This is a genomic window from Mycobacterium sp. 1482292.6, assembly GCF_001672995.1.
GTDB lineage: Bacteria > Actinomycetota > Actinomycetes > Mycobacteriales > Mycobacteriaceae > Mycobacterium > Mycobacterium europaeum_A.
In genome coordinates this window covers 35,297-56,286 of the sequence record NZ_LZKV01000120.1, presented here as the reverse complement: position 1 = coordinate 56,286, position 20,990 = coordinate 35,297, and the positions used below count along the sequence as shown (strand labels likewise).

The following is a 20,990-nucleotide window of genomic DNA, read 5'->3' as shown; positions in this document are numbered from 1 at the left end:
CGACGAGCAGGAGCGGTGCCGGTGAGTGTCGTGGTGGACGAATTCGGCGCGTGGCTGGCGGAGTTTCTGCCCGACGACTACTACGCGAACTATCGGCACTACCGCTGGGATCTGAGTTTGCGGCGCGATTACCAGCGGGCCTCATTCGAGGCCGGGTGGTTGCAGCCGACCTGGCCCCGCGAGCACGGCGGCCGATCGCTGGGCCTGCGCGACGCCATGGAGGTCCGAATCGAGGCGGCACTGCGGTCGGCACCCAAGCTCCCCAACATCGCGGGGCCCGGCGTCGCCGCGCCGGGCATCCGGCAATTCGGCACACCCGCCCAGATCGAGCGTCTGCTCGTCCCGCTGCTGCGGGGCGACGAGTGGTGGGCGCTGGGCATGTCCGAGCCCGAAGCGGGGTCGGATTTCGCCGGCCTGCGCACCCGCGCGGTGCGCGAGGGCGACGTGTTCCGGGTCAACGGCCACAAGATCTGGACCACCCAGGCGCACCTGTCGCGGTGGTGCACCCTCTACGCCCGCACTGATCCGGACGCGCCGAAACACCGTGGCATCTCGTGCCTCATCCTCGACCTGCAGTCGCCCGGGGTCAGGATCGAACCCATCCGGATGTCGTCGATCTCCGATGAGACGTTCTGCGAGGTCTTCCTCGACGACGTCGCAGTGCCGGCGGAGAACCTGTTGGGACCGCTCAACGGCGGCTGGCACGTCGCCATGTCGTCGCTGCACCACGAACGCCAGATGATCTGGATCATGAACTGGGTCGAGATCAAACGCGGGCTCGACTCGGTGCGCGACGCCGCGGACTCGAGCCACGACGCCTACGCCGAACTCGGTGCACTGCTGGCAGACGCCGAAGCATTGCGGGCCACCGGTTACCGCGCCCTGGGCAACGAACTGGCGGGCCGGCCCAGCCCGGAAGCCGACACCATGAAACTGCTCGGATCGCTGACCTTGCAGCGGGTTTGGGAACTCGGTGCGGCCGCGGCGGGCCCGGATTCGGCCACCGACCCGGATCTGCTGTTCGAACGCCAGGACGCGCTGGCCGCGACCATTTACGGCGGGACGTCGGAGGTCCAGCGCAACATCATCGCCGAGCGCCTGCTCGGGCTGCCGAAGGGATGACGACAATGGATTATGACCTCGGCGACGACGCCGGGCAACTGCGCAGCCACCTGCGCGAGTTGGTGGCCAACCACATCCCCGCCGACTTTCTGGGCGCCTGCACCGAAAACCCGCAGGACCTCGCCACCACCGAGACGTTCTGCAAGCTGCTGGCCACCGAGGGGCTGCTGGCGTTGGCGTGGCCGAAAGAGCATGGCGGCGGTGGTGGTTCGGTCTGGCAGCAGACGGTCCTGCGCGAGGAGATGTGGGCGCAGCACGAGCCGCGCGGTCCGCAGTACATGGGGATCAACTGGGTCGGGCCCGCGCTCATGCGGTACGGGACGGCCGAACAGAAGGCCAAGCACCTGGCGGCCATCGCCTCCGGGGACGTGATCTGGTGCCAGGGCTTTTCCGAGCCGGAGGCCGGCACCGACCTGGTGTCGTTGCGCACCCGCGCCGTTGCCGACGGCGACGGGTGGCGCATCACCGGCCAGAAGGTGTGGACGTCGTACGCGCTGATGGCATCCTGGTGCGTGCTGGCGGCCTGCACCGATCCCGAAGCCCCAAAGCACAAGCGGCTCACCCTTTTTCTCATTCCGATGGACCGAGCCGGATTCACGGTCCGGCCGATCCCGTCGATGCTGGGACCGCACCACCTCAACGAGATGTTCCTGGACGACGTGCAGGCGTATCCCGGCGACGTGCTCGGCGAGGTCGGCGACGGCTGGCGGGTGATGCGCGAAGCCCTGGCGTTCGAGCGGGTGGGCATCGCGCGCTACGCGCGCTGCGAATCGCTGCTCGAACGGATGCGCGCCCAACTCGGTGACGACTGGGACCAGCTTCCCGAAACGATCCGCACCCGCTGGGTGCGCGCCCTCGTCGACCTGCGGGTCGCCCGGTTGCTGGCCTATCGCGCCGTGTCACTGCAGGACGATCCGGCGGCCGGGGCGGCCGCCAGCGCCGCACGCATCATCACCACCACGTGCGATCAACTCGTCGCCGAGCTGCTGTTCGACGTGCTGGGCCCCACGGCGCTGGACAGCGGAACCTCCGCGGCGCTGCACGGAGCGATCGAAGACCATTGGCGTTACGCGCAGGCGGCCACGGTGGCATCGGGCACCATCGAGGTGCAACGCATGCTGGTGGCACGAGACGTATTGGGAGAACACAGGTGAAAACCGATCTGCCGCAAGACATCAGCGATTTCGCGGCCGTCGCGGGTAAGCGTTTGACCCGATTGGGCGGACCGCCGGCCGCGCTGCGCGCCGAGACCGACGACACCATCCGGGATGCGGCGCGCACCGCGCTCAACGACGTCGGTGCCTTCGAGCTCGACGTGCGCTCGGAGCCGGACGACCTGCTGGCCGCGGCGGTGCTGTGTCAGGCCGCCGGCGCCACCGTGCTCCCCTATCCGTTGGTGGAGGAGCTGCTGGCGATCGACGGCGCACGCCTGACCCTGGTCAATCCGAAAGCCCCGCGCATCGACCACGGCGATCTGGCCGGTGAGTGGGTCGCCGCGGACCTGGACGGCAATCGCTATCGGCCCCAGCCGGGGTCGCGGACCGGCGCCAAGCTGGGGCCGTTCCTGGTTCCGGCCACCTTGAGCGCACCCGATGCAAGCGTGCCCGCCGGTGACGTTAACCTTCATCTCGTGCTGGGATCATGGCGGATTCTGGGAGCGGTGCAGCAATCGCTGCGGGTGGTCACCGAGCACGTGCGCGCCCGGATCCAGTTCGGCAAGCCGCTCGCCGACTTCCAGGCCGTCAGGTTCGCCGTCGCCGATGCCGCCGTCGCGGTCCGCGGACTGCACGAACTCGCGAAGTTCACCATCTGCCGGCCGGAATCGCTTGCTGCACAGATCCATTCGGCCGACGCCCTGATTCTTCGGCTCAAGGCCGCAGACACGGCACGACAGGTGATGCGCACGTCGCACCAGTTACTCGGCGCCCTGGGTTTCTGCGACGAGTCCGACGTCAGCGTCCTCGACCGGCACACCCAGCCGCTGATCCGGTTGCCGCTGGGCACCGAGGAACTGGCCTTGCGCCTGATCCCCTGCGTCTCGGACGGGTCCTTCGAGACGCTGTTCAGTGAGCCGGTATCGGCATGACCCGCGCCGGTGACGATGCAGCGGCGGCACGCCCCCACATGTGGGAGGTACCCCCGCCCGCTTGCGGAGGAGAGCGGCGCAAATGAGCCAATCCCCAGCCGCCGCGGTGACGCCCAATCCGTTCGCTGAGGGCATCCCGTTCGGGGTAAAACTGCGGCAGCTGGCCGAAGAACGGCGCGACGATTTGGCCGTGACGATCGTCGCGCTCGACGGCAGCGCGGCCTCGCTGACCTTCGGTGAACTCGATGCCCGCGCCAACCAGTGGGGCCGTGCGCTGGCCGGCCGCGGGGCGCAAACGGGTTCACTTGTAGCACTGGCCATTCCGAACTCCCAGCATCTGGTGCTGGCGACGCTGGGATGCTGGAAGATCGGCGCGGTGCCCGTCCCCATGCACTGGGATCTTCCCGAGTGGGAACGCGACCGGGTGCGCGACGTCATCAACCCCGTCGTGGTCGTCGACGAACAGAGCCGCTGGGAACTCGACGCAAGCGCGGCCGGCGAACCCGATGGCGCCTTGCCGGTCGCCGTCTCCCCCACCGCCAACGGGATCTGCAGCAGCGGGTCTACCGGCGTGCCCAAGGTGATCCTCAACCTGGCGCCCTCGCTGTGGATCCCGCAACAGGGCGAACCGTTCCTGTCGAACTGGACACCGGTGGTCCAGCCGCAGACCATCATGGTGCCCGCGCCGATGTATCACACCAACGGCTTCGCCACCTTCCTGATGATGCTGGGTGGCGACCATCTGGTGATACTCGAAAAGTTCGATGCGGCACTGGTTCTCGATGTCATCGAGCGGTTCCGGATCACCAACTTCACCGCCACGCCCACCATGCTGGCGCGCATCGCGGCCCGACCCGACGTGCGGCGGCGAGACCTGTCCAGCATCGTGTTCATCCTGCAGGGCGCCGCGGTGATGCCGCCGTCGCTGTTGCACACCTGGTTCGATCTGCTCAGTCCCGAGCAGATCGTGACGGCATACGGCATGACCGAAAACCTCGGGCTCACCGCGCTGCGCGGCGACGAATGGCTAGCCCACCCGGGCAGTGTGGGCCGCGGATTCCGGGACACCGAGATCCGGATTCTGGACGCCGACAAGCGACCGCTGGGTCCCGGCGAAGACGGTGAGGTGTACCTGCGGGCGCCGATGAGCGCCGGATACCGCTATCTGGGCGGAGCGCCGCCGCTGCCGTCGACCGAGGACGGGTTCCGCTCCGCCGGCGACATCGGCCACCTGGACGAGGACGGCTACCTCTACATCGTCGACCGCCGCGTCGACATGATCGTCAGCGGCGGCGCCAACGTCTTTCCGGCCGAAGTCGAATCGGCGCTCGCCGGCCACCCCGGCATCGCCGACGTCGTCGTGATCGGCCTGGCCGACCCGCAATGGGGGCGTCGGGTGCACGCCGTGGTTCAGCGCGCCGACTCCGACGGGGCCGCGCCACTGACCGAACAGGAAGTGATCGAGTACGCGAAGAACCGCCTCGCCCCCTACAAAGCGCCCAAGACCGTCGAGTTCGTCGATGCGATTCCCCGGACCGCGGCGACCAAGGTCAACCGCTCGGCGATGATCGCGGCCCGGGGCGGCTAGTCCGGCGGCAACGGCGGGAATTGGGCCCGCTTCTCGATGGCTCCGCGGTAGGCATGCACGCGACCCGGGATCGTTCCCAGCACCGCGATGGTGTGGCCGTTACGGCCGTACGCGGCAACGAATTCCCACGAGTCGGGATCGCCTTCGACGAATTCCAGCGCATCGTATCCTGTTGGTACGCCGAGCATCTGGACCTTGACGTCGTATTGATCGGACCAGAAGTAGGGCAGCTCGTCGTAGGTGTCCGCGCGGTCGAGGCCGGCCAGCAGGGTCCGGGCGGCGGCCGCACCCTGACGTCCGGCGTCGTCCCAGTGCTCGGTGCGCAGGTGGCGCTCGTAGAGCGGATGCCACCAGCGCGCGACGTCGCCGGCCGCGACGACCGGGACGCCCGCGGCGTCGCCTTGGACCGCGCCCGTGCCATCGCAGACCACTCCGTCGTCGACCCGCAGTCCCGTGCCGTCCAGCCACTCGGTCGCAGGAACCACGCCAAGGCCGATGACGACGAGATCGGCCGGCACCTGCGAACCGTCGCTGAGCCGAACGGCCTCGACCCGCCCGTTGCCGACGAATGCGTCGACACCCGCGCCGACCCGCAGGTCCACGCCATGGTCACGGTGCAATTGGGCCCAGTAGGGCGCCAACTCCTTGCCCAATGCGGCGAGCAGCGGGTTTTCGGCCTTCTCGATGAGGACCACGTCCAGGCCCAGGGATCGACAACTGGCGGCCACCTCCGCGCCGATGAAGCCGCCGCCCACCACGGCCACCCGCGGGCGCGCGCCGAGTGTTTCCCGGATCCCCAGGCAGTCCTCGACCGTGCGCAACGTCAGCACGCCGTCGGGCACCGGCCCGCCCGGCCACTCGCGCGGCACCGCGCCGCTGGCGATGACCAGTCCGTCGAATTGCACAGCGAGGTCGTGATCTTCGTCGCGAACGTGAACCGTACGCGCGGCCATGTCCAGCTTGAGCGCCGAAGCTCCGCGCAGCACGCGGGCATCGAGCTCGAACTGGGGCGCGAGGTCGACGCCGGCCCTGTGCACCTCGCCGGTGAGCAACTTCTTCGAGAGCGGAGGCCGGTGGTACGGGGCCTGGCGTTCGGCGCCCACAATGGTCAAGTCACCGTCATACCCCTCTTGTCGCAGGGTCTCCGCCGCCCGCGTCCCGGCAACGCCCGCACCGACGACGACAACCTGCCTGAGCTGATCTGTGGGCATCGGTCAGTCCTGCACCGTGATCGCCCGAGTGGGACACGACACCTCGGCCCCAACCAGCTTGTCCCGCAACGACTCCGGCGGTTGCTCCTGCAGCACGTGGAGTCCGTCCTCTCGCACGTCGAACACCTCGTGGCAGATGCTCATGCACACGCCATTTCCATCGCAGGTGTCCAGATCCACCACAACCTTCATCGGACCTCGGCCTTTCTTGCCGCACCGGTGGAACTTTCGGTGCCTCGAGAACTGTCAGGACCACCCGACTTCGCTTGCGAGCGCGCGCGCTCCTTAGCCGCTCTCGCCACCGGCGAGTAGTTCAGGTAGTCGACCGCCATCTGCGTGGACGCCTCATCGTTGGGATGATGACTGGGCCGCAGGTACCGGACGGGCGTTGTCACCATGAGCTTCCACGGGCCTGGCAACCGGTACTCGCGGGCGGCCCACAACCAGTCGCGCCAACGCCACTTTTGGTCGATCGTGGGGTCTTGGGCCATCAGGTAGCGGGCACCTGCGACCCACCAGGCGATGAACAACGGCGTAGTGAAGAACATCGAGAACGCCCTGATCCAGTAGTTGCCGCTGACATGCTGGAACACGTCGTACACCAGCGAGCGGTGCTCGACCTCCTCGGCGCCATGCCAGCGCAGCAGGTCGAGCATCATCGGGTCGGCTTTCGCATAGTCCAGGCCTCGGTTCGTCAGCACCCACTGGCCCAACATCGCGGTGTAATGCTCGAGCGCCGCCACATCGGCCAGGCGTCGATACAGCCACCACCGCTTCATCGCGGGCGTAAACCACCTGGGCGGATCACCCAACGTCAGTGACAACAACCTGCCGAGCCGGTCGGTGTACGGCTTGGTATCGATGCCCTGCTCGGCCAGATGGTCCAACACCACCTGGTGCGCCCATGCATGCCAGGACTCCTGCTGAATGAACGGTTTGATCGCCGCCTCCAGCTCGGGATCATCGACCAGCGACGACGCTTCGAGGACCGCCTTGATGAAGTGCCGCTCACCCTCGGGCAGCAAAAGATGCAACACGTTGATCATGTGCGTCGAGAACGGGTCGCCGGGCACCCAGTGCAGCGGGGTGTCCGACCAGTCGAATCGAACCATCCGTCGATACTTCGGATGTCCCTCGTGGTGAAGTTGGACCTCTGGCATCTCCGAACCCTTTCCTCCCTCGGCCAACCGCGGCGCGCCGGTCGATTTTCCAAGGAGCGGTCGACTTGCGAGTCGAACCTCGACCCCCGTCGCGTTTCACCGCCCCCGTTGAGTGCCGCACTTCGCCGAGTACAGCCGTTCACTGAGCGCGTACCCGCACCGGCGGCCGGCTATTCGCTCCTGCGGTGCCAAGCACCTGAGAATTCGCTGTCGAGACCCGCCATCGTCTTCGATCAAGGGATAGGTTGCCAGGCGCGGTAACCTCATTCTCATGGCGCGAGCAGCGCGCAATGGAAGGGGACCACTCGCTCATGGCCGACCCCGGCGACGACATCGAGATCACGCGCGGCGACCGCTTCATCAAGACGGCCGTGGCGATACTGGGCGAAACGGGACGCACCGACTTCACCGTGCAGGAGGTCGTCGCACGGTCCAAGACGTCGTTGCGCGCCTTCTACCAACACTTCAGCAGCAAGGACGAGTTGCTGCTGGCTTTGTTCGACCGAACCATCGCCCAATCGGTCAAGACCTGGCGCGCGGAGACGACGGGACTGGACAGCACCTCGGCGCTGAAGCTGTTGATCGACCGACTCAGCCAGCAGCCGGAATCGAGCACCCAGGACAGCCTCAACCGCGCGTTGACGCTCTACAACCAGCACCTGGCCGAGACCCGGCCGCGCGAATACGCCCGAGTGCTCTCTCCCCTGCACGGACTGATTCGCGACATCGTCGGGCAAGGCATCACCGAGGGGGTCTTCAACCCCGGATTGGACGTCGGCGCGGCGGCCGCCATCGTCATGCAGACGATGATGGGTGCGCAGCGATTGCATTGGCTCGGTTCGGAATTGAACGGAACGCCGGTCGACGCCGGCCAGCTGTACGACTTCTGCAGCCGCGCCCTGGGCATCCGCGACACCGACGAAGAGTCGACCGCCCCGTCGCTCGCCGAGCTGTTCGGCCAGATCGGCATGCGCCCCACGACCCGCAATGGCCAATTCGCCATGACCATGCCGGTCAGCCCCGCGGTCGTCAACACCTCCGGCGCGCTGCAGGGCGGCCTGATCGCCACGCTCGTGGACGTGGCGGGCGGACAATTCGGGCTGGACTACCTGCAGCCGGGCACCACGATGACCACCGCGGATCTGTTCATCCGCTACCTGCGGCCGGTCCGGCAGGGGGCGGCCTTCGCGGTGCCCACGATGCTGCGGTCCGGACGACGGGCGATGGTGATGCAGGTCGACATCTACGGCGACGGAGACGACGAACTGCGCGCCACGGCCACCGTGAATTTCGCCGTCATCAACGGCGACACCCCGACGGGCGGGCTGCGAGCCGACGGCTGAACCGCTATACCCTGTTGCGCACAAGTGGTAACGTCGTTACCACAGGTGAGAATTGAGACTTCTGCTAGGAGATCGCCATGCCGTCCCGGGAACTGCCCTTCCCCGTCTTCGACGCGGACAACCACATGTACGAGCCGCAGGAAGCGCTGACCAAATTCCTGCCGGAAAAGCGCAAAAACGTCATCGACTACGTCCAGGTACGCGGCCGCACCAAGATCGTGGTGCGCGGGCACATCAGCGAATACATCCCGAACCCGACGTTCGAAGTGGTGGCTCGCCCGGGCGCACAGGAGGACTACTTCCGCAACGGCTCACAGGGCAAGAGCTACCGCGAAATCCTCGGCGAGCCAATGAAGGCCATCCCCGCCTTCCGCGAACCGAGTGCGCGCCTGGAGGTTATGGACGAGCTCGGCATCGACTTCGCGCTGATGTTCCCGACCCTGGCCAGCCTGGTCGAAGAGCGCATGAAGGACGACCCGGAGATGACCCACGACGTCATCCACGCGCTCAACGAGTGGATGTACGAGCAGTGGTCGTTCAACTACAAGGACCGCATCTTCGCCACCCCGGTGATCACGTTGCCGATCGTCGACCGCGCGCTCGAGGAGCTTCAGTGGTGCCTCGAGCGCGGCGCGCGCACGGTGCTGGTCCGCCCGGCGCCGGTGCCCGGTTACCGCGGCAGCCGGTCGTTCGGCCTCGAAGAGTTCGACCCGTTCTGGCAGGCCTGCGTGCGCGCCGAAATCCCCGTCTCCATGCACGCCTCGGACAGCGGTTACTCGGAGCTGCTCAACATCTGGGAACCCGGCGACGAATTCCTGCCCTTCAAGCCGACCGCCTTCCGCAGCCTGGCCATGGGTCACCGCCCCATCGAGGACGCGTTTGGCGCCCTGATCTGTCACGGCGCGCTGACCCGCAACCCCGACCTGCGCATCCTGTCCATCGAGAACGGCGCCGACTGGGTGCCCAACCTGTTCAAGGGCCTCAAGGGCGTCTACAAGAAGATGCCGCAGGCCTTCGCCGAGGACCCGATCGAGACGTTCAAGCGCTGCGTCTACGTCAGCCCGTTCTGGGAGGACCGGTTCACCGAGATCGTCAACATGGTCGGCACCGACCGGGTGGTCTTCGGATCCGACTGGCCGCACCCCGAGGGCCTCAAAGACCCGATCACCTTCGTCGACGAACTCGCCGAGTTCAGCGATGAGGACAAGGCAAAGATCATGGGCGGCAACCTGATGAAGCTCATGAAGGTCTCGGCGCCCGCCAAGAAGCCGGTCTCGGCGTAGTCGCTTAACTGACCGCTCGCCGGCCCCGTGTAGCGGGGCCGACGTTGGGTACTCGTCGAGGCGTGGCACCGCACGATGGGACGCCGGTCAATATCGACGACGACGTCGCGTTTCTCACCGAGCAGATCGACGCGCTCAAGCGACTCGGACAGCGTGACGACGTCGACGATGAAGAGGTCTACGACCTCAACATCCGGTGGGGCACCGCCCTCGCGGGACGGCTGCCGCGCGTGGCGCACTACAGTTCGCTGGGCCAACTCGGCGAGGACGATCAGCGGCGGTTCGGTTCGCTGTGCGATCAGCTACGCGAGTTATCGCCTCTGATAGAGCGATTCGATCTGACCCGGCCGAAGCTTCCCGGATCCAACGAGGGCCAGGCTAGCGGGGGTCATGCTTGGAAGCGTCCGTGGCGCCTGGCGCGTAGGTGAGAAAGTCCTTGTCGGACAATCTGATCGCGGTCCGTGGCTTCGCGCAGTCCGGATTGCGACAGGTCAGCGCGACCAGGTAGGCGTCGGCGTCCTCATTCAGAAACAGGTAACCCAGGTAGAGGGCGTCGCCCACGGCGAAATCCGTTGCGCCGCAGGCTTCACAATGTCCGCCCTTGGCGGTGACTTGCTTCAGGACGCGATGTCGGGCCACCGAATCCAAGCTGATCAGCTCGGGACGTACCCCGACCCCCTCGGTCGCCGTGTCGGTCATCTCAGATTTCCACGTCCTTGTCGTAGTACACGCGGTCTTCGCGCCAGCCTCCGGTACCCATGCCGATGCCGGCGTAGTCCTCGACGAACTCGATCTGATTGATCCACTTGGCCATCTTGAATCCCACTTGGGTTTCCACCCGCAGACGCAACGGCGCGCCGTGCTGGATCGGCAAAGGCGTGCCGTTCATTTCGTACGCCAGCAGGGTCTGCGGCTTGTCGGCGAACTCGAGGTCAAGCACCTCGTAGAATTGGCCTCCGCCGTGCGACGCCGGCTCGTCGGTGCTGTTGTCCTGCATGGTCAGGAAGCAGACGTAGCGCGCCTGGGGCAGCGGCCGCACCAAGTCCACCAGCTGACGCAGATGGACTCCGGTCCACTGGCCGATGCTGGTCCAACCTTGGACGCAATTGTGCATCACGCATTGGGTTTCCGACTCGGCGAGGGCCCGCAGCGCGCTCAGGTCCAGGGTCACCGGGTTTTCCACCAGTCCACCGACCCGCAGTCGCCAGTCCACGAAGTTGTGCACCGCCATCACCTTGTATTCCGTGCTGGTGGGCGGCTTTCCGTTGACGCGGTGCTGCTTTGAGATCTTGTGGGCCGGATAGTTCTGTCGTGAATTAAGCGGCCGCAACAGCAGACGACGAGCGGCGGTGACCACCGCCCCCAGCACCCGCTGCACCGACCGCGGGTTGCGCAGGCTCCAAATCGTGGCCGCCACATGGATGCCGATGATCGCCGCAATGATCATCAGTGAGATCGCGGTCGACCAGTAGGTGTTGCGAACGGCGCCGAAAATCATTGCCGCGGTGAGCCGGCCCCAACCCCAAAAGAAAATCATCGACAGGTGAATCGCGATGAAGACCAGGAAGGCGACCAGACCCAAGAAGTGCAAGCTGCGCGCCCATTGGCGACCGCCCCACATCTGCACGTACCACGGGAACCGCGCCTCGATCGCCGGCGACTGAGCGGCCCCGGTCAGGATCTGAAACGGCGCAAGGATGAAGACGACTCCCGCGTACGTCAGCTTCTGCATGGCGTCCAGCGGCTCGCCGGGCAGCACCGGCGGAAGGTTGAACGACAGATACGTGACGAGGTCGTCCCACGCTTCGGGGAAAATCGACCATGACGCGGGCCAGTAGCGGTGCCATTGGCCGGTGGCGAACAACAGGATGTAGTACGACAGGCCCAGCAGGATCCAGCCGATCACCACGAAGAAGTGCCAGTGGCGGCCCACGCCCAGCTGCGCGCGGCCGGGCAGCGAGATGAACGGGCTGTAGTCCTCTTCTTCGTCAAGGGTGTCGTAGATCCTGTCCCGCGGCATGACCTTTCGGGTAAAGCGGGCCCACTCCGAGCCCGGCTTGCTGTCGTCGTGCCAGTACAACTTCGGGTGGGTGGCCAGGATCTCGAGACCACTGCGCAGGATCAGCGTCACGAAAAGCACGTTCAGCCAATGATCGATGCGCAGCCATACCGGATAGTCCAACGTCGTCATGCTCGGGCCCCGTCAGTCATACCACTGCTGGCTGTGCGGATAGGCCACGTTGATGCCCGACAGCACGGTCGTGTGCACGGCGATGAAAGCCGCCGCGCACACCATCGCCAGCGTTCCCGGCGCGAAGTCCCATCGGGCGGTCACCGCTTCCAATCCCGGCGGGCCGATCCACCGGGTGAGGACATACACGATGAGAAAGGCCGAGCAAATCAGGCTGCCGAAATACCAACCGCCTTGGGGCACTGAGGGTTTGATGCCGATCAGCATGGCGCTCGCGGCGATTAGGCAGGCGGCCGCCAAAGCGGCGACGTACGCGGCGAAATACCCGGGCAGGTACGGCCGGCTGGCCAGCACGTAGACATGCACCGCAACCAGGCCCGTCAGCAACGCCCCGCCCAGCGCGGTCACCGCACGGGGCAGGTTGAATGCCACCCAGCCGTTCAAGGTGAGCACTGGTGACGTCAGCAGGCGCCGCCAGAGCGCCGTCGCGCGTCGAGCCACGAGATCGGCCACGACAGCGAGGTACCCGCGCCAAACCGGCGCAAACGGAGCCGTTTACGCGTCAGGGGCCGCGATCTTCGCAGACGTCAATTGCATTTGCCACCCGAATTAGCCGACACAATTCACAGCGGTAACCAAACCGTTGCATTACGCAGCCAAGAACCATTGCTAATGTGAACAACTACGTGTGCAAATTGGGTCAACCCATTGACCCGGTTTTCGAGTCGGCCCTTGGTTGGCGGGCCGCTCGGGGCTGCTAGGAGGACGGCCAGATGGTGGCCGAAAAAGACTGGGACAGAACTGTCGGTGCGGCAGAGGACGTGCGCCGCGTCTTCGAGAACGTTCCCGCGCTGTTGGTCGGGCTCGAGGGGCCCGACCACCGATTTGTCGCGGTCAACGCGGCGTACCGCACACTCAGTCCGCCAATCGACTCCATTGGGCTATTTGTGCGCGACATCTATCCCGAGCTGGAGAGCCAAGAAATCCTGCACATGTTCGACCGGGTATATCAAACGGGCGAGCCACAGTCGGGCACGGAATGGCGGGTCCAGGCCGACTTCGACGGCGCGGGGCAGGCACAGGAACATTTCTTCGACTTCATCGTCACGCCGCGCCGGGCGGAGGACGGCTCGATCGAAGGCGTGCAGCTTGCCTTCGTCGACGTCACCAGCCGCGTGCAGACGCGAATGGCCGACGAAGCGCGCCTCGAGGAACTCTCCGAGCGGTACCGCAACGTCCGCGATTCCGCCACCGTCATGCAGCAGGCACTACTGGCACCCTCAGTGCCCGTCACTCCCGGCGCGGACGTGACCGCACAGTACCTCGTCGCCGCGGAGGACACCGCGGCCGGCGGCGACTGGTTCGACGCGATACCCCTCGGCGACCGGCTGGTGCTCGTCGTCGGTGACGTCGTCGGCCATGGCGTCAAAGCGGCCGCGGCGATGTCGCAACTGCGCACCGCGCTGCGGATGCAGGTCGTCGCGGGATATCCGATCGCCGAAGCGCTCGAGGCCGTCGACCGATTCCGCAAGCACGTCCCCGGATCCAACACGGCCACAATCTGCGTCGGCTCCCTGGACTTCGCCGCCGGCGAATTCCGGTACTGCACCGCGGGACACCCGCCGCCGCTGCTGGTGACGACGGACGCCACCGCGCGCTATCTCGAGCCGTCGGGCGCGGGACCCCTCGGCAGCGGCACCGGTTTTCCGGTGCGCACCGAATTCCTCGACGTGGGCGACTCGATCCTGCTCTATACCGACGGTTTGATCGAAAGACCCGGCCGGCCACTGGGCGCCAGCACCGCCGAATTCGCCGAGCTGGCCGCGAACATCGCCGGCGGACAACGCGGGTTCGTCATCGAATCCTCGCAACGGGCGATCGACCGCATCTGTTCGGAGACACTGGAATTGCTGCTGCGGTCGACCGGCTACAGCGACGACGTGACACTCCTTGCGGCACAACGCCGGACGCCGCCCGCGCCGCTGCACCTGACACTGGACGCGACGATCCGTGCGGCGCGCATGGTACGCACCCGCCTGCGCCAATGGTTGTCGGAGGTGGGCGCCGACGCGGACGACATCTCCGATGTGGTGCACGCGATCTCGGAGTTCGTCGAAAACGCGGTCGAGCACGGGTATGCGACCGAGGTCACCGACGGCGTTGTGGTGGAGGCGACGCTGTCCGGCGATGGCAGCCTGCACGCCTCGGTGAGCGACCGCGGCCGGTGGAAGGATCACCGCGAGGGCGAGACGGGGCGTGGTCGCGGCCTCGCCATGGCAGAGGCCCTGGTGTCGGAGGCGCACGTCCGCCACGGAGCCGAGGGAACGACCGCCAGTCTGACGCACCGACTCTCGCGACCGGCGAGTTTCGTCACCGATTCCGTGATCAGCCGGGCGGCCGAGCGGCGCACGTTCAACGCGGAATTCGCCTCCGAGGTCAGCGAACCGGGCCGCATCGTCGTCAGCGGCGACGTCGACTCGAACACCGCATCCATCCTGGACCGTCAGATCGCCGTCGAAAGCCGTTCCGGCGTCGCGCCATTGACGGTCGACCTCAGTGCCGTCACCCACCTGGGATCGGCGGGCGTCAGCGCACTGGCCGCCGCCCGCGGGCGGGCCCAGCGGCAAGGCAGTGAATACGTGTTGGTGGCCCCGCCGGGCAGCCCGGCACACCATGTCTTGTCACTGGTCCAGATCCCGGTGGTGAGCGGCCTCGCCGAGAACCTCGTCGCCGAGGGTTAAGCCCGGTCGGCCCTGTCGCCGTGCCGCACCTGGTTGAACGGCACCCCGCGGTCGGCGGCGTATTCCCGGGGGAAGCCCAGCACCCGCTCGCCGATGACGTTGCGGGCCATCTCGGTGGTGCCGCCGCCGATGGCGACGGTCTGCCGGGACAAATAGCGCAGACCCGTTTCGAGTCCGGCGCCCGGTTCCCCGACGACTCCGGCACTTCCCGCGATCGCCAGCGCCGTGTCGACATCGGTCGTCGTGGTCTCGGAGTGAAACAGCCGGATGAGCGTCCCGGCGGCCGGCGGCAGCGCGCCGTCTCTGACGCTGCGGTACACGTGACCGATCAGTTGCTCGGCCACCGCGCGGTGCACCATGGCTCGACCGGCCATCTCCTGCACGCGTTCGTCGTCGGCCTGTCCGGTCTTCTCCGCAAGGGCCACGTAGTCGACCGGAATCGCGTTGCCGCCCTCGCTGCCACCGCCGCTGGCGAACTCGGACCCCTGCCCCACCGCTCGGCGCTCGTGGTAGAGCTGCCGCGAGGCCACCGCCCAGCCGCCGTTGACCTCGCCGACGACGGCGTCGTCTCCCACGTCGACACCGTCGAGGAACTCCTCGCAGAATTCGCTGGAACCGCTGAGCATCGTGATGTGCCGCAACGTGATTCCCGGATGCGCGATGGGCACCAGGAACATCGTCAGGCCCTCGTGCTTGGGTACCTCCCAATTGGTGCGGGCCAGACACAGGCCGTAATCGGCGGCGAACGCACTCGTGCTCCAGGTCTTGGCGCCGTTGATGATCCAACGATCGCCGCGGCGCTCGGCGCGGGTGAGGACGCCGGCCAGATCCGATCCGCCGCTGGGTTCGCTCAACAACTGCACCAGCACCTCCTCGCCGCGCAGCGCGGCGGCGATGTGCTGCTTCTTCTGGTCTTCACTGCCGGTGTCGAGCAGCGTGGCGCAGCAGATGGTGAACGTCGGGGTGTTGAGGATCAACGGCATCTCGTAGTCGAGGGATTCGACGTCGAAGGCCTTTTGGTATTCGTAGTCCAGCCCGAGGCCGCCGTACTCGCGGGGGAAGCAGATCCCGGCGAACCCGCCGTCGTACAACCGCTTTTGCAGTTCCCGGGCCCGCAACCACGACCGTTCGTCGTCACGCAGCGCGGCCGGTGGGGCCTCGCGGTCGATGGCGGGCATGTTGGCCGCAAGCCATGCCCTGGCCCGGGCGGCGAACTGCGCAACAGACTCGGTTGATGTCATCTCGTCTTCATCATTTCGCCGAACGACCCGCCTTCTCGAACTCGTACACGCGCAGATTGTGTTCCTCCGGCGTGCCGAACATGCTGCGGTACAACGTGATTCGACGCAGGTACAGGTGCAGGTCGTGTTCCCAGGTGACACCGATACCACCGTGCATCTGCACACAGGCCTGGACGATCTGGCCCGCCATCTCTCCCACGTAGGACTTGGCGATGCTGGCCGACAGGTTCGCTTGCGGCGCGCGGGCCGCCACGTCGGCGACGGCCGCCGAGGTGGTGGCGCGACAGGCTTCCAGCCAGAGCTTCATGTCGGCGAACTTGTGTTTGAGGGCCTGGTAGGACGCCAGCGGACGACCGAACGTGTGCCGGTCGAGTGCCCACTGCACGGTGAAGTCGAACACCCTCTGCAGAGCGCCGACCACCTCGGCGCATTGCAGCACCTGAGCGATCTGGCTCTGTCGCTCGACGAGCACCGCCGCCTCGTCGGCGGTGCCGACGGCCGCGGAGTGCGGCACCACGACCCCGTCGAAGTGCACACGGGCGTATTGCTTGACCAGATCGACCGACTGCTGGGGTTCGATCCGGACGCCAGGGGCGTCCGTCGGGACCAGGAACTGACGGATCTGCGCGCCGCTGCGCGCCACCACGAGCAGCACCGCACTCTGGGCGCCCGCCTCGACGCGGTCCTTGCTGCCGTCGATGCGGTAACCGGAGTCGGTCTCGGTGGCCGTCACCGAGGGATTCAGCGGTGCCCAACCCTGCCCCGGCTCACACACCGCCCACGACGCCACGGTTTCACCGGAGACCAGCGCCTCGATGGTGTCGGCGTGCTCGCCGGAATTTGCGCACTCGACAAGGCCGGCGAGCACGGCGCTGACCGGATACAGCGGCCCTGGCGCCACCGTCTTCCCGAGTTGTTCGGCGACCGTGGCCAGGTCGGCGAAGCCGTTCCCCGACACGCTTCCGCCGCCCAACTCCTCCGGGACCAACAGCGCGGTCCAGCCGAGCTCCGCGGCGCGCCGCCACCATGCGGGGTCGAACGAGGTGCCCTCGGCGTGCAGCTCCCGCACCCGGCGCAGCGGCGCTTCCTTGTCCAAAAAGGCCTGGGTGGTCGAGGTGAAAAGAATCTTCTCCGGAGAGTCGAGGGTCGTCATGGTGCCGAGGGGATCCTTCTTGACATTCGATCGCTGCGGCTGCAACGGAAACGGTTTGAGTGTTTGATCATCCGCCCGATCGGTCCTCGGTTGGCTGGCGTTTCTGATGTTAGCAACGCGCAATACGGTAAGAGATACCGGAGCTCAGTCGGTAAAAATTGGGACGGGCACGCCCTCCGGTGAGTCCGCCTCGTCGCCCGGCATCACCGGGGCGCGGCTGCGCTACATGGCGAACACGCGGCGCAGGGCCTGCGCATGCAGCGCCCGATTCTCCTGGGAAACAATCCAATCCGGCACCATCGAGTCGAAGCCGTTGAAGGTCGCGGCGATCACATGCAATTCGGTATGGACGTATGCGTGCAACAGCCGGTTGGCGTAGTCGATGGCCTCGTCGCGACAGGGATCGATCTCGGAGCAGCTGACGAACGTCGGCGGCAGGCCTTCGAGGTTGGCGCGGTGCGCCGGCACGTGCTGACCGTTGGCGCTGGCGTGGCCGAGGTAGTGGTTCCACGCCCGGCTCACCGCCGGACCGTTGAGGCCCGGGGTTCGCTGGAATTCCCGACGTGAGGGCGTGGCGTCGGAATCGAGCATCGGCTGGTGCAGGATCTGCATCAGAATCGCCGGACCTTCCTGGTCGAACATGCGCTGGGTCAGTCCCGCGACCAGCGCCGCACCGGCGTCGCGGCCCATTACCGCGATGCGGGCGGCGTCGGCATCCAGCTCCGCGCTGTTGTCGACCGCGTAGCGCAAGGCCGCTTCGACGTCGTCGAGCGCCGCCGGGCACGGATGTTCCGGCGCGAGCCGGTAGTCGACCGAAACAACCAGGCAGCCGCCGTCACGGGCGAGCTCCACGCAGTGCGCGTGGTCGGTCTCCAGGTTTCCGGTGACGAACCCGCCGCCGTGGGCGTAGATCACCACCGGCGCGGCGGATTCGGTGTGGCCGCGATACAACCGCAGCTCCAGTTGCTGACCGTCCGGGCCGGCGATGGATCGGGAGTCGATGGACACGCCGGTGGTGTCTGCCGACGCGGCGCGCTGGGTGGCCAGCAGGTTGGCGTGTTCACGCTCGGCCGGCAGCGTCTCGGCGCGGAATTCGAAGGCACCCAACGCCACGGCGGCGTCGCGCAGCACCGGATCGATGCGAGTGAGGCCGTGTGGCCGGGCCAGATTCGTCTGTGTCATGTCCACTCATTTTTCGGGCTCGTCGGGCGGGCTCATCGGCGGTTTCGGAAGGTAGGCCTTACCGGAAACCATCTTCAAGGTAGACCCGCGTTTTGGGGGTCGACACACGCGGTGCTCGTCGCGGGGGAACGTGCCAGGCGTCGCAGTGCGACGGAAAGCGTTTGAGCCATTGGGCTACGTTGCTATCTATACTATGATAGCTATTTTCCGCTCGGTTCCACCCGCCGTGGACTTCGCGGGCACTCGCTTTTGGTCCGCGTGAACGGCCTTATCGGTTGTCTCAGGAGGAGCGCTGATGACGCTCAGCACTGGCCCGAACGGTCAGCCCGTCGTACCTGCATTGGATTTCACCGGCGAAACCAGCCCCTATCCCTTCTTTGAGCACATGCGCCACACCGACCCGGTATGGCACGGTTCCCTGGGCGATAACAGCCAGCTGCCAGAAGAGCTGCGGCCCAACGACGAATGGGTCCTGTTCGGTTACGACGGTGTCTCGCAAGCTTTTCGCGACGACCGCGTCTTCACCTCGGCCGCGTACGACAAGACGATCGGGCTGGTGATGGGACACACCATCCTGGCGATGGGCGGCAGGGAACACCACGACCACCGCAACCTGGTGGCCAAAGCGTTCCGCGCGACGGCGCTGGAGCGCTGGGAGCCGAAGGTCATCGGGCCGGTCTGCGACCAACTCGTCGACGAAATCAAGAACGACGGTCACGCCGATTTGGTGAAGGCGGTGACCTTCGAATTTCCCACCAGAATCATCTCGACGCTGCTCGGGCTGCCCGCCGAGGATCTCGACCTGTTCCGGCGTCTGTCCCTCGACCTGATCTCGATCCCCACCGACATCGTGGCGGGATTGAACGCCGCCACCGAGCTCTACGACTACTTCCTCAAACAAGTCGAACAGCGCCGGCGCAAGCTGACCGATGACATCATCGGCGACCTGGTTGCCGCCGAGATCGACGGGGAAAAGCTCACCGACGAGGCCATCATCGCCTTCTTGCGGTTGTTGTTGCCGGCCGGCTTGGAGACCACCTATCGCTCGTCGGGCAATCTGTTGTACCTGTTACTCACCCATCCCGAACAGCTGGCCATGGTGTATCAGGATCGGTCGCTGATACCGATGGCGATCGAGGAAGGCCTGCGGTACGAGACGCCCCTGACCATGGTCATGCGCACCACGACCGAAGAGGTCGAAATCGGCGGCAAGACAATCCCGGCCGAGGCGCAGATCGACATGTGTATGGGTTCGGCCAATCGCGACGAGAGCCGCTGGACCGATCCGAACACCTTCGACATTCGCCGGCCGCGCCAGTCCCACATCGCCTTCGCCGGCGGTATCCACATGTGCCTCGGCATGCACCTGGCCCGGCTGGAAACGCGCGTCATGCTGAACAGCCTGTTCGACCGCGTCGAACGGCTGGCGTTCGTGCCCGACGACGGAACCGGCGAGGAATCCAGGATCGTCGGGCTCACCTTCCGGTCGCCGAACAAGCTTCCGGTCACGTTCGCCCCCGCCACATGAGAAGCCGCGCGGCGATCCTGCACGACGTCGGCGGGCCGTGGTCCGTCGAGGAATTCGAGCTCGATCCCCCCAAGGCCGGCGAGGTCCTGGTACAGATGGCAGCCGCCGGCCTGTGCCATTCCGACGACCACATCCTCAAGGGCGACATGTCGGCGCCCAATGAGGTGATGCGATCCATGGGGCTGCCGACCATGTTCCCGACGATCGGCGGTCACGAGGGATCTGGCATCGTGCGTGAGGTCGGCCCCGGCGTCACCGACTTCGCGCCGGGTGATCACGTGGTGATGTCGTTCGTCGCCGTGTGCGGCCAATGCCGTTGGTGCGCCAGCGGAATCGAATACCTCTGCGATGTCGGCATCGGCACCATGATCCCGGGGATGCCGACCGACGGCACCTTCCGCCACCACACCGCCGACGGCCGCAGCCTCGGCCACATCGCCAAGATCGGCGCATTCGCCGAACACACTGTGGTGTCGACGAATTCACTGGTGAAGATCGAGCAACACCTGCCGCTGACGTCGAGCGCGCTGCTGTCCTGTGCCATCCCAACCGGTTACGGCTCCGTCGCCAACCGGTCGAACATGCGCGCCGGGGACACCGTCGCGGTGATCGGTGTCGGCGGGATCGGGACGGGCGCGATCCAGGGCGCCCGGATCAACGGCGCCGCCCAGATCGTGGCCGTCGACCCGGTGGACTTCAAGCAGAAATCGGCGCTGCAGTTCGGCGCCACGCACACCGCGGCGACGATCGACGAGGCGCTGGACCTGGTGCGCGGTCTGACCTACGGAGTGATGGCCGACGCGGTGGTGGTCTCGCCGTCGCTGATCACTCCGGCAGACGTACGCGACGCGGTGAAGCTCACCCGCAAGGGGGGCACCTGCGTGCTCACCGGCATGACCTCGCAGTTGACCCGGTCGGTCAAGATCGACCTGCAGGACTTCATCCTGATGAACAAGACGTTGGCGGGCACCATATTCGGCTCGTGCAACCCCAAGGCGGACATCTCCAGGCTGGCCAAACTTTATGAGACGGGCCAGCTCCAGCTCGACGAGATGATCACCAAGCGCTATCGCCTCGACGAGGTCAACGACGCCTACGACGATTTGCTCAACGGCAGAATCGTGCGGGGCATCATCGATTTCGGGATCTGCTGAACCACGC

Annotated in this window: 19 protein-coding genes; 10 read left to right on the top strand and 9 right to left on the bottom strand. The window is 66.4% G+C overall.

Annotated features, from left to right (window positions below):
- The first annotated feature begins 30 nt into the window (after positions 1 to 30).
- The 4 genes from A5624_RS12730 to A5624_RS12715 all read left to right on the top strand — a co-directional run bounded on the left by A5624_RS12730 (position 31) and on the right by A5624_RS12715 (position 4,796).
- Positions 31 to 1,122 (top strand): acyl-CoA dehydrogenase family protein, encoded by a 1,092-nt coding sequence (locus A5624_RS12730; RefSeq protein ID WP_197518954.1) that lies wholly within the window; start codon positions 31 to 33, stop codon positions 1,120 to 1,122.
- The gene (locus A5624_RS12725; protein ID WP_197497882.1) at positions 1,119 to 2,276 is read left to right on the top strand and encodes an acyl-CoA dehydrogenase family protein; all 1,158 of its coding nucleotides are present in this window, start codon (positions 1,119 to 1,121) and stop codon (positions 2,274 to 2,276) included. Before A5624_RS12730 ends, A5624_RS12725 begins: the two co-directional genes overlap by 4 nt.
- On the top strand, positions 2,273 to 3,208 hold the full coding sequence (locus A5624_RS12720) for an acyl-CoA dehydrogenase family protein (protein WP_066866626.1): 936 nt from the start codon (positions 2,273 to 2,275) through the stop codon (positions 3,206 to 3,208). Before A5624_RS12725 ends, A5624_RS12720 begins: the two co-directional genes overlap by 4 nt.
- 82 nt (positions 3,209 to 3,290) lie before the next feature.
- A complete protein-coding gene (locus A5624_RS12715; protein WP_066866624.1) occupies positions 3,291 to 4,796 on the top strand; it encodes a class I adenylate-forming enzyme family protein in 1,506 nt (501 codons plus the stop codon).
- Here the strand turns inward: A5624_RS12715 and A5624_RS12710 are convergent.
- The 3 genes from A5624_RS12710 to A5624_RS12700 are packed head-to-tail and all read right to left on the bottom strand — an operon-like array spanning position 4,793 to position 7,167.
- The gene (locus A5624_RS12710; RefSeq protein WP_066866622.1) at positions 4,793 to 6,007 is read right to left on the bottom strand and encodes an NAD(P)/FAD-dependent oxidoreductase; all 1,215 of its coding nucleotides are present in this window, start codon (positions 6,005 to 6,007) and stop codon (positions 4,793 to 4,795) included. The two genes, A5624_RS12715 and A5624_RS12710, sit on opposite strands and share 4 nt — an antisense overlap.
- A 3-nt stretch (positions 6,008 to 6,010) precedes the next feature.
- Positions 6,011 to 6,199 (bottom strand): ferredoxin, encoded by a 189-nt coding sequence (locus A5624_RS12705; RefSeq protein ID WP_066866620.1) that lies wholly within the window; start codon positions 6,197 to 6,199, stop codon positions 6,011 to 6,013.
- Positions 6,196 to 7,167 carry a metal-dependent hydrolase gene (locus A5624_RS12700; protein WP_066866655.1) on the bottom strand — a complete coding sequence of 324 codons (972 nt, stop codon included), beginning with the start codon at positions 7,165 to 7,167 and terminating at the stop codon, positions 6,196 to 6,198. The genes A5624_RS12705 and A5624_RS12700 overlap by 4 nt, the downstream gene beginning before the upstream one ends.
- 311 nt (positions 7,168 to 7,478) lie before the next feature.
- Here A5624_RS12700 and A5624_RS12695 point away from each other — a divergent pair, with 311 nt between their 5' ends.
- The 3 genes from A5624_RS12695 (at position 7,479) to A5624_RS12685 (ending at position 10,221) form a co-directional block, all read left to right on the top strand.
- Positions 7,479 to 8,510 carry a hotdog fold thioesterase gene (locus A5624_RS12695; protein ID WP_066866618.1) on the top strand — a complete coding sequence of 344 codons (1,032 nt, stop codon included), beginning with the start codon at positions 7,479 to 7,481 and terminating at the stop codon, positions 8,508 to 8,510.
- Positions 8,511 to 8,587: 77 nt separating this feature from the next.
- Entirely contained in the window at positions 8,588 to 9,793 is a 1,206-nt protein-coding gene (locus A5624_RS12690) for an amidohydrolase family protein (protein ID WP_066866616.1), read from the top strand.
- A gap of 62 nt (positions 9,794 to 9,855) precedes the next feature.
- Positions 9,856 to 10,221 carry a hypothetical protein gene (locus tag A5624_RS12685; RefSeq protein WP_066866614.1) on the top strand — a complete coding sequence of 122 codons (366 nt, stop codon included), beginning with the start codon at positions 9,856 to 9,858 and terminating at the stop codon, positions 10,219 to 10,221.
- Here the strand turns inward: A5624_RS12685 and A5624_RS12680 are convergent.
- The 3 genes from A5624_RS12680 to A5624_RS12670 are packed head-to-tail and all read right to left on the bottom strand — an operon-like array spanning position 10,172 to position 12,497.
- Entirely contained in the window at positions 10,172 to 10,492 is a 321-nt protein-coding gene (locus tag A5624_RS12680) for a hypothetical protein (protein ID WP_066866611.1), read from the bottom strand. The genes A5624_RS12685 and A5624_RS12680 overlap by 50 nt on opposite strands.
- Before the next feature lies 1 nt (position 10,493).
- The gene (locus tag A5624_RS12675) at positions 10,494 to 11,984 is read right to left on the bottom strand and encodes a molybdopterin-dependent oxidoreductase (RefSeq protein WP_066866609.1); all 1,491 of its coding nucleotides are present in this window, start codon (positions 11,982 to 11,984) and stop codon (positions 10,494 to 10,496) included.
- A gap of 12 nt (positions 11,985 to 11,996) precedes the next feature.
- Positions 11,997 to 12,497 carry an oxidoreductase gene (locus A5624_RS12670; protein WP_066866607.1) on the bottom strand — a complete coding sequence of 167 codons (501 nt, stop codon included), beginning with the start codon at positions 12,495 to 12,497 and terminating at the stop codon, positions 11,997 to 11,999.
- 260 nt (positions 12,498 to 12,757) lie between these two features.
- On the opposite strand from A5624_RS12670, the gene A5624_RS12665 reads away from it, so the two are divergent.
- On the top strand, positions 12,758 to 14,725 hold the full coding sequence (locus tag A5624_RS12665) for a SpoIIE family protein phosphatase (RefSeq protein ID WP_066866605.1): 1,968 nt from the start codon (positions 12,758 to 12,760) through the stop codon (positions 14,723 to 14,725).
- On the opposite strand, the gene A5624_RS12660 is transcribed toward A5624_RS12665, so the two are convergent.
- From A5624_RS12660 to A5624_RS12650, 3 genes are all read right to left on the bottom strand, one after another.
- Positions 14,722 to 15,966 carry an acyl-CoA dehydrogenase family protein gene (locus tag A5624_RS12660; protein ID WP_066866603.1) on the bottom strand — a complete coding sequence of 415 codons (1,245 nt, stop codon included), beginning with the start codon at positions 15,964 to 15,966 and terminating at the stop codon, positions 14,722 to 14,724. The two genes, A5624_RS12665 and A5624_RS12660, sit on opposite strands and share 4 nt — an antisense overlap.
- Positions 15,967 to 15,976: 10 nt before the next feature.
- Entirely contained in the window at positions 15,977 to 17,119 is a 1,143-nt protein-coding gene (locus A5624_RS12655; RefSeq protein ID WP_066866653.1) for an acyl-CoA dehydrogenase family protein, read from the bottom strand.
- A 222-nt stretch (positions 17,120 to 17,341) separates the two neighbouring features.
- Positions 17,342 to 18,301, bottom strand: coding sequence for an alpha/beta hydrolase (locus A5624_RS12650; RefSeq protein ID WP_066866601.1), 960 nt, complete (start codon positions 18,299 to 18,301; stop codon positions 17,342 to 17,344).
- 295 nt (positions 18,302 to 18,596) lie between these two features.
- Here A5624_RS12650 and A5624_RS12645 point away from each other — a divergent pair, with 295 nt between their 5' ends.
- On the top strand, positions 18,597 to 19,829 hold the full coding sequence (locus A5624_RS12645; protein ID WP_066866600.1) for a cytochrome P450: 1,233 nt from the start codon (positions 18,597 to 18,599) through the stop codon (positions 19,827 to 19,829).
- Positions 19,826 to 20,983: a Zn-dependent alcohol dehydrogenase gene (locus A5624_RS12640; RefSeq protein WP_066866597.1), complete on the top strand. Its 1,158-nt coding sequence runs from the start codon at positions 19,826 to 19,828 to the stop codon at positions 20,981 to 20,983. The genes A5624_RS12645 and A5624_RS12640 overlap by 4 nt, the downstream gene beginning before the upstream one ends.
- Positions 20,984 to 20,990 lie beyond the last annotated feature (7 nt).

Coding starts and splice junctions, on each gene's coding strand:
- A5624_RS12725 (WP_197497882.1), top strand. CDS start 1,119: ATGACGACAATGGATTATGACCTCGGCGACGACGCCGGGCAACTGCGC.
- A5624_RS12715 (WP_066866624.1), top strand. CDS start 3,291: ATGAGCCAATCCCCAGCCGCCGCGGTGACGCCCAATCCGTTCGCTGAG.
- A5624_RS12710 (WP_066866622.1), bottom strand. CDS start 6,007: ATGCCCACAGATCAGCTCAGGCAGGTTGTCGTCGTCGGTGCGGGCGTT.
- A5624_RS12705 (WP_066866620.1), bottom strand. CDS start 6,199: ATGAAGGTTGTGGTGGATCTGGACACCTGCGATGGAAATGGCGTGTGC.
- A5624_RS12700 (WP_066866655.1), bottom strand. CDS start 7,167: ATGCCAGAGGTCCAACTTCACCACGAGGGACATCCGAAGTATCGACGG.
- A5624_RS12695 (WP_066866618.1), top strand. CDS start 7,479: ATGGCCGACCCCGGCGACGACATCGAGATCACGCGCGGCGACCGCTTC.
- A5624_RS12690 (WP_066866616.1), top strand. CDS start 8,588: ATGCCGTCCCGGGAACTGCCCTTCCCCGTCTTCGACGCGGACAACCAC.
- A5624_RS12680 (WP_066866611.1), bottom strand. CDS start 10,492: ATGACCGACACGGCGACCGAGGGGGTCGGGGTACGTCCCGAGCTGATC.
- A5624_RS12675 (WP_066866609.1), bottom strand. CDS start 11,984: ATGACGACGTTGGACTATCCGGTATGGCTGCGCATCGATCATTGGCTG.
- A5624_RS12665 (WP_066866605.1), top strand. CDS start 12,758: ATGGTGGCCGAAAAAGACTGGGACAGAACTGTCGGTGCGGCAGAGGAC.
- A5624_RS12660 (WP_066866603.1), bottom strand. CDS start 15,966: ATGACATCAACCGAGTCTGTTGCGCAGTTCGCCGCCCGGGCCAGGGCA.
- A5624_RS12655 (WP_066866653.1), bottom strand. CDS start 17,119: ATGACGACCCTCGACTCTCCGGAGAAGATTCTTTTCACCTCGACCACC.
- A5624_RS12650 (WP_066866601.1), bottom strand. CDS start 18,301: ATGACACAGACGAATCTGGCCCGGCCACACGGCCTCACTCGCATCGAT.
- A5624_RS12645 (WP_066866600.1), top strand. CDS start 18,597: ATGACGCTCAGCACTGGCCCGAACGGTCAGCCCGTCGTACCTGCATTG.
- A5624_RS12640 (WP_066866597.1), top strand. CDS start 19,826: ATGAGAAGCCGCGCGGCGATCCTGCACGACGTCGGCGGGCCGTGGTCC.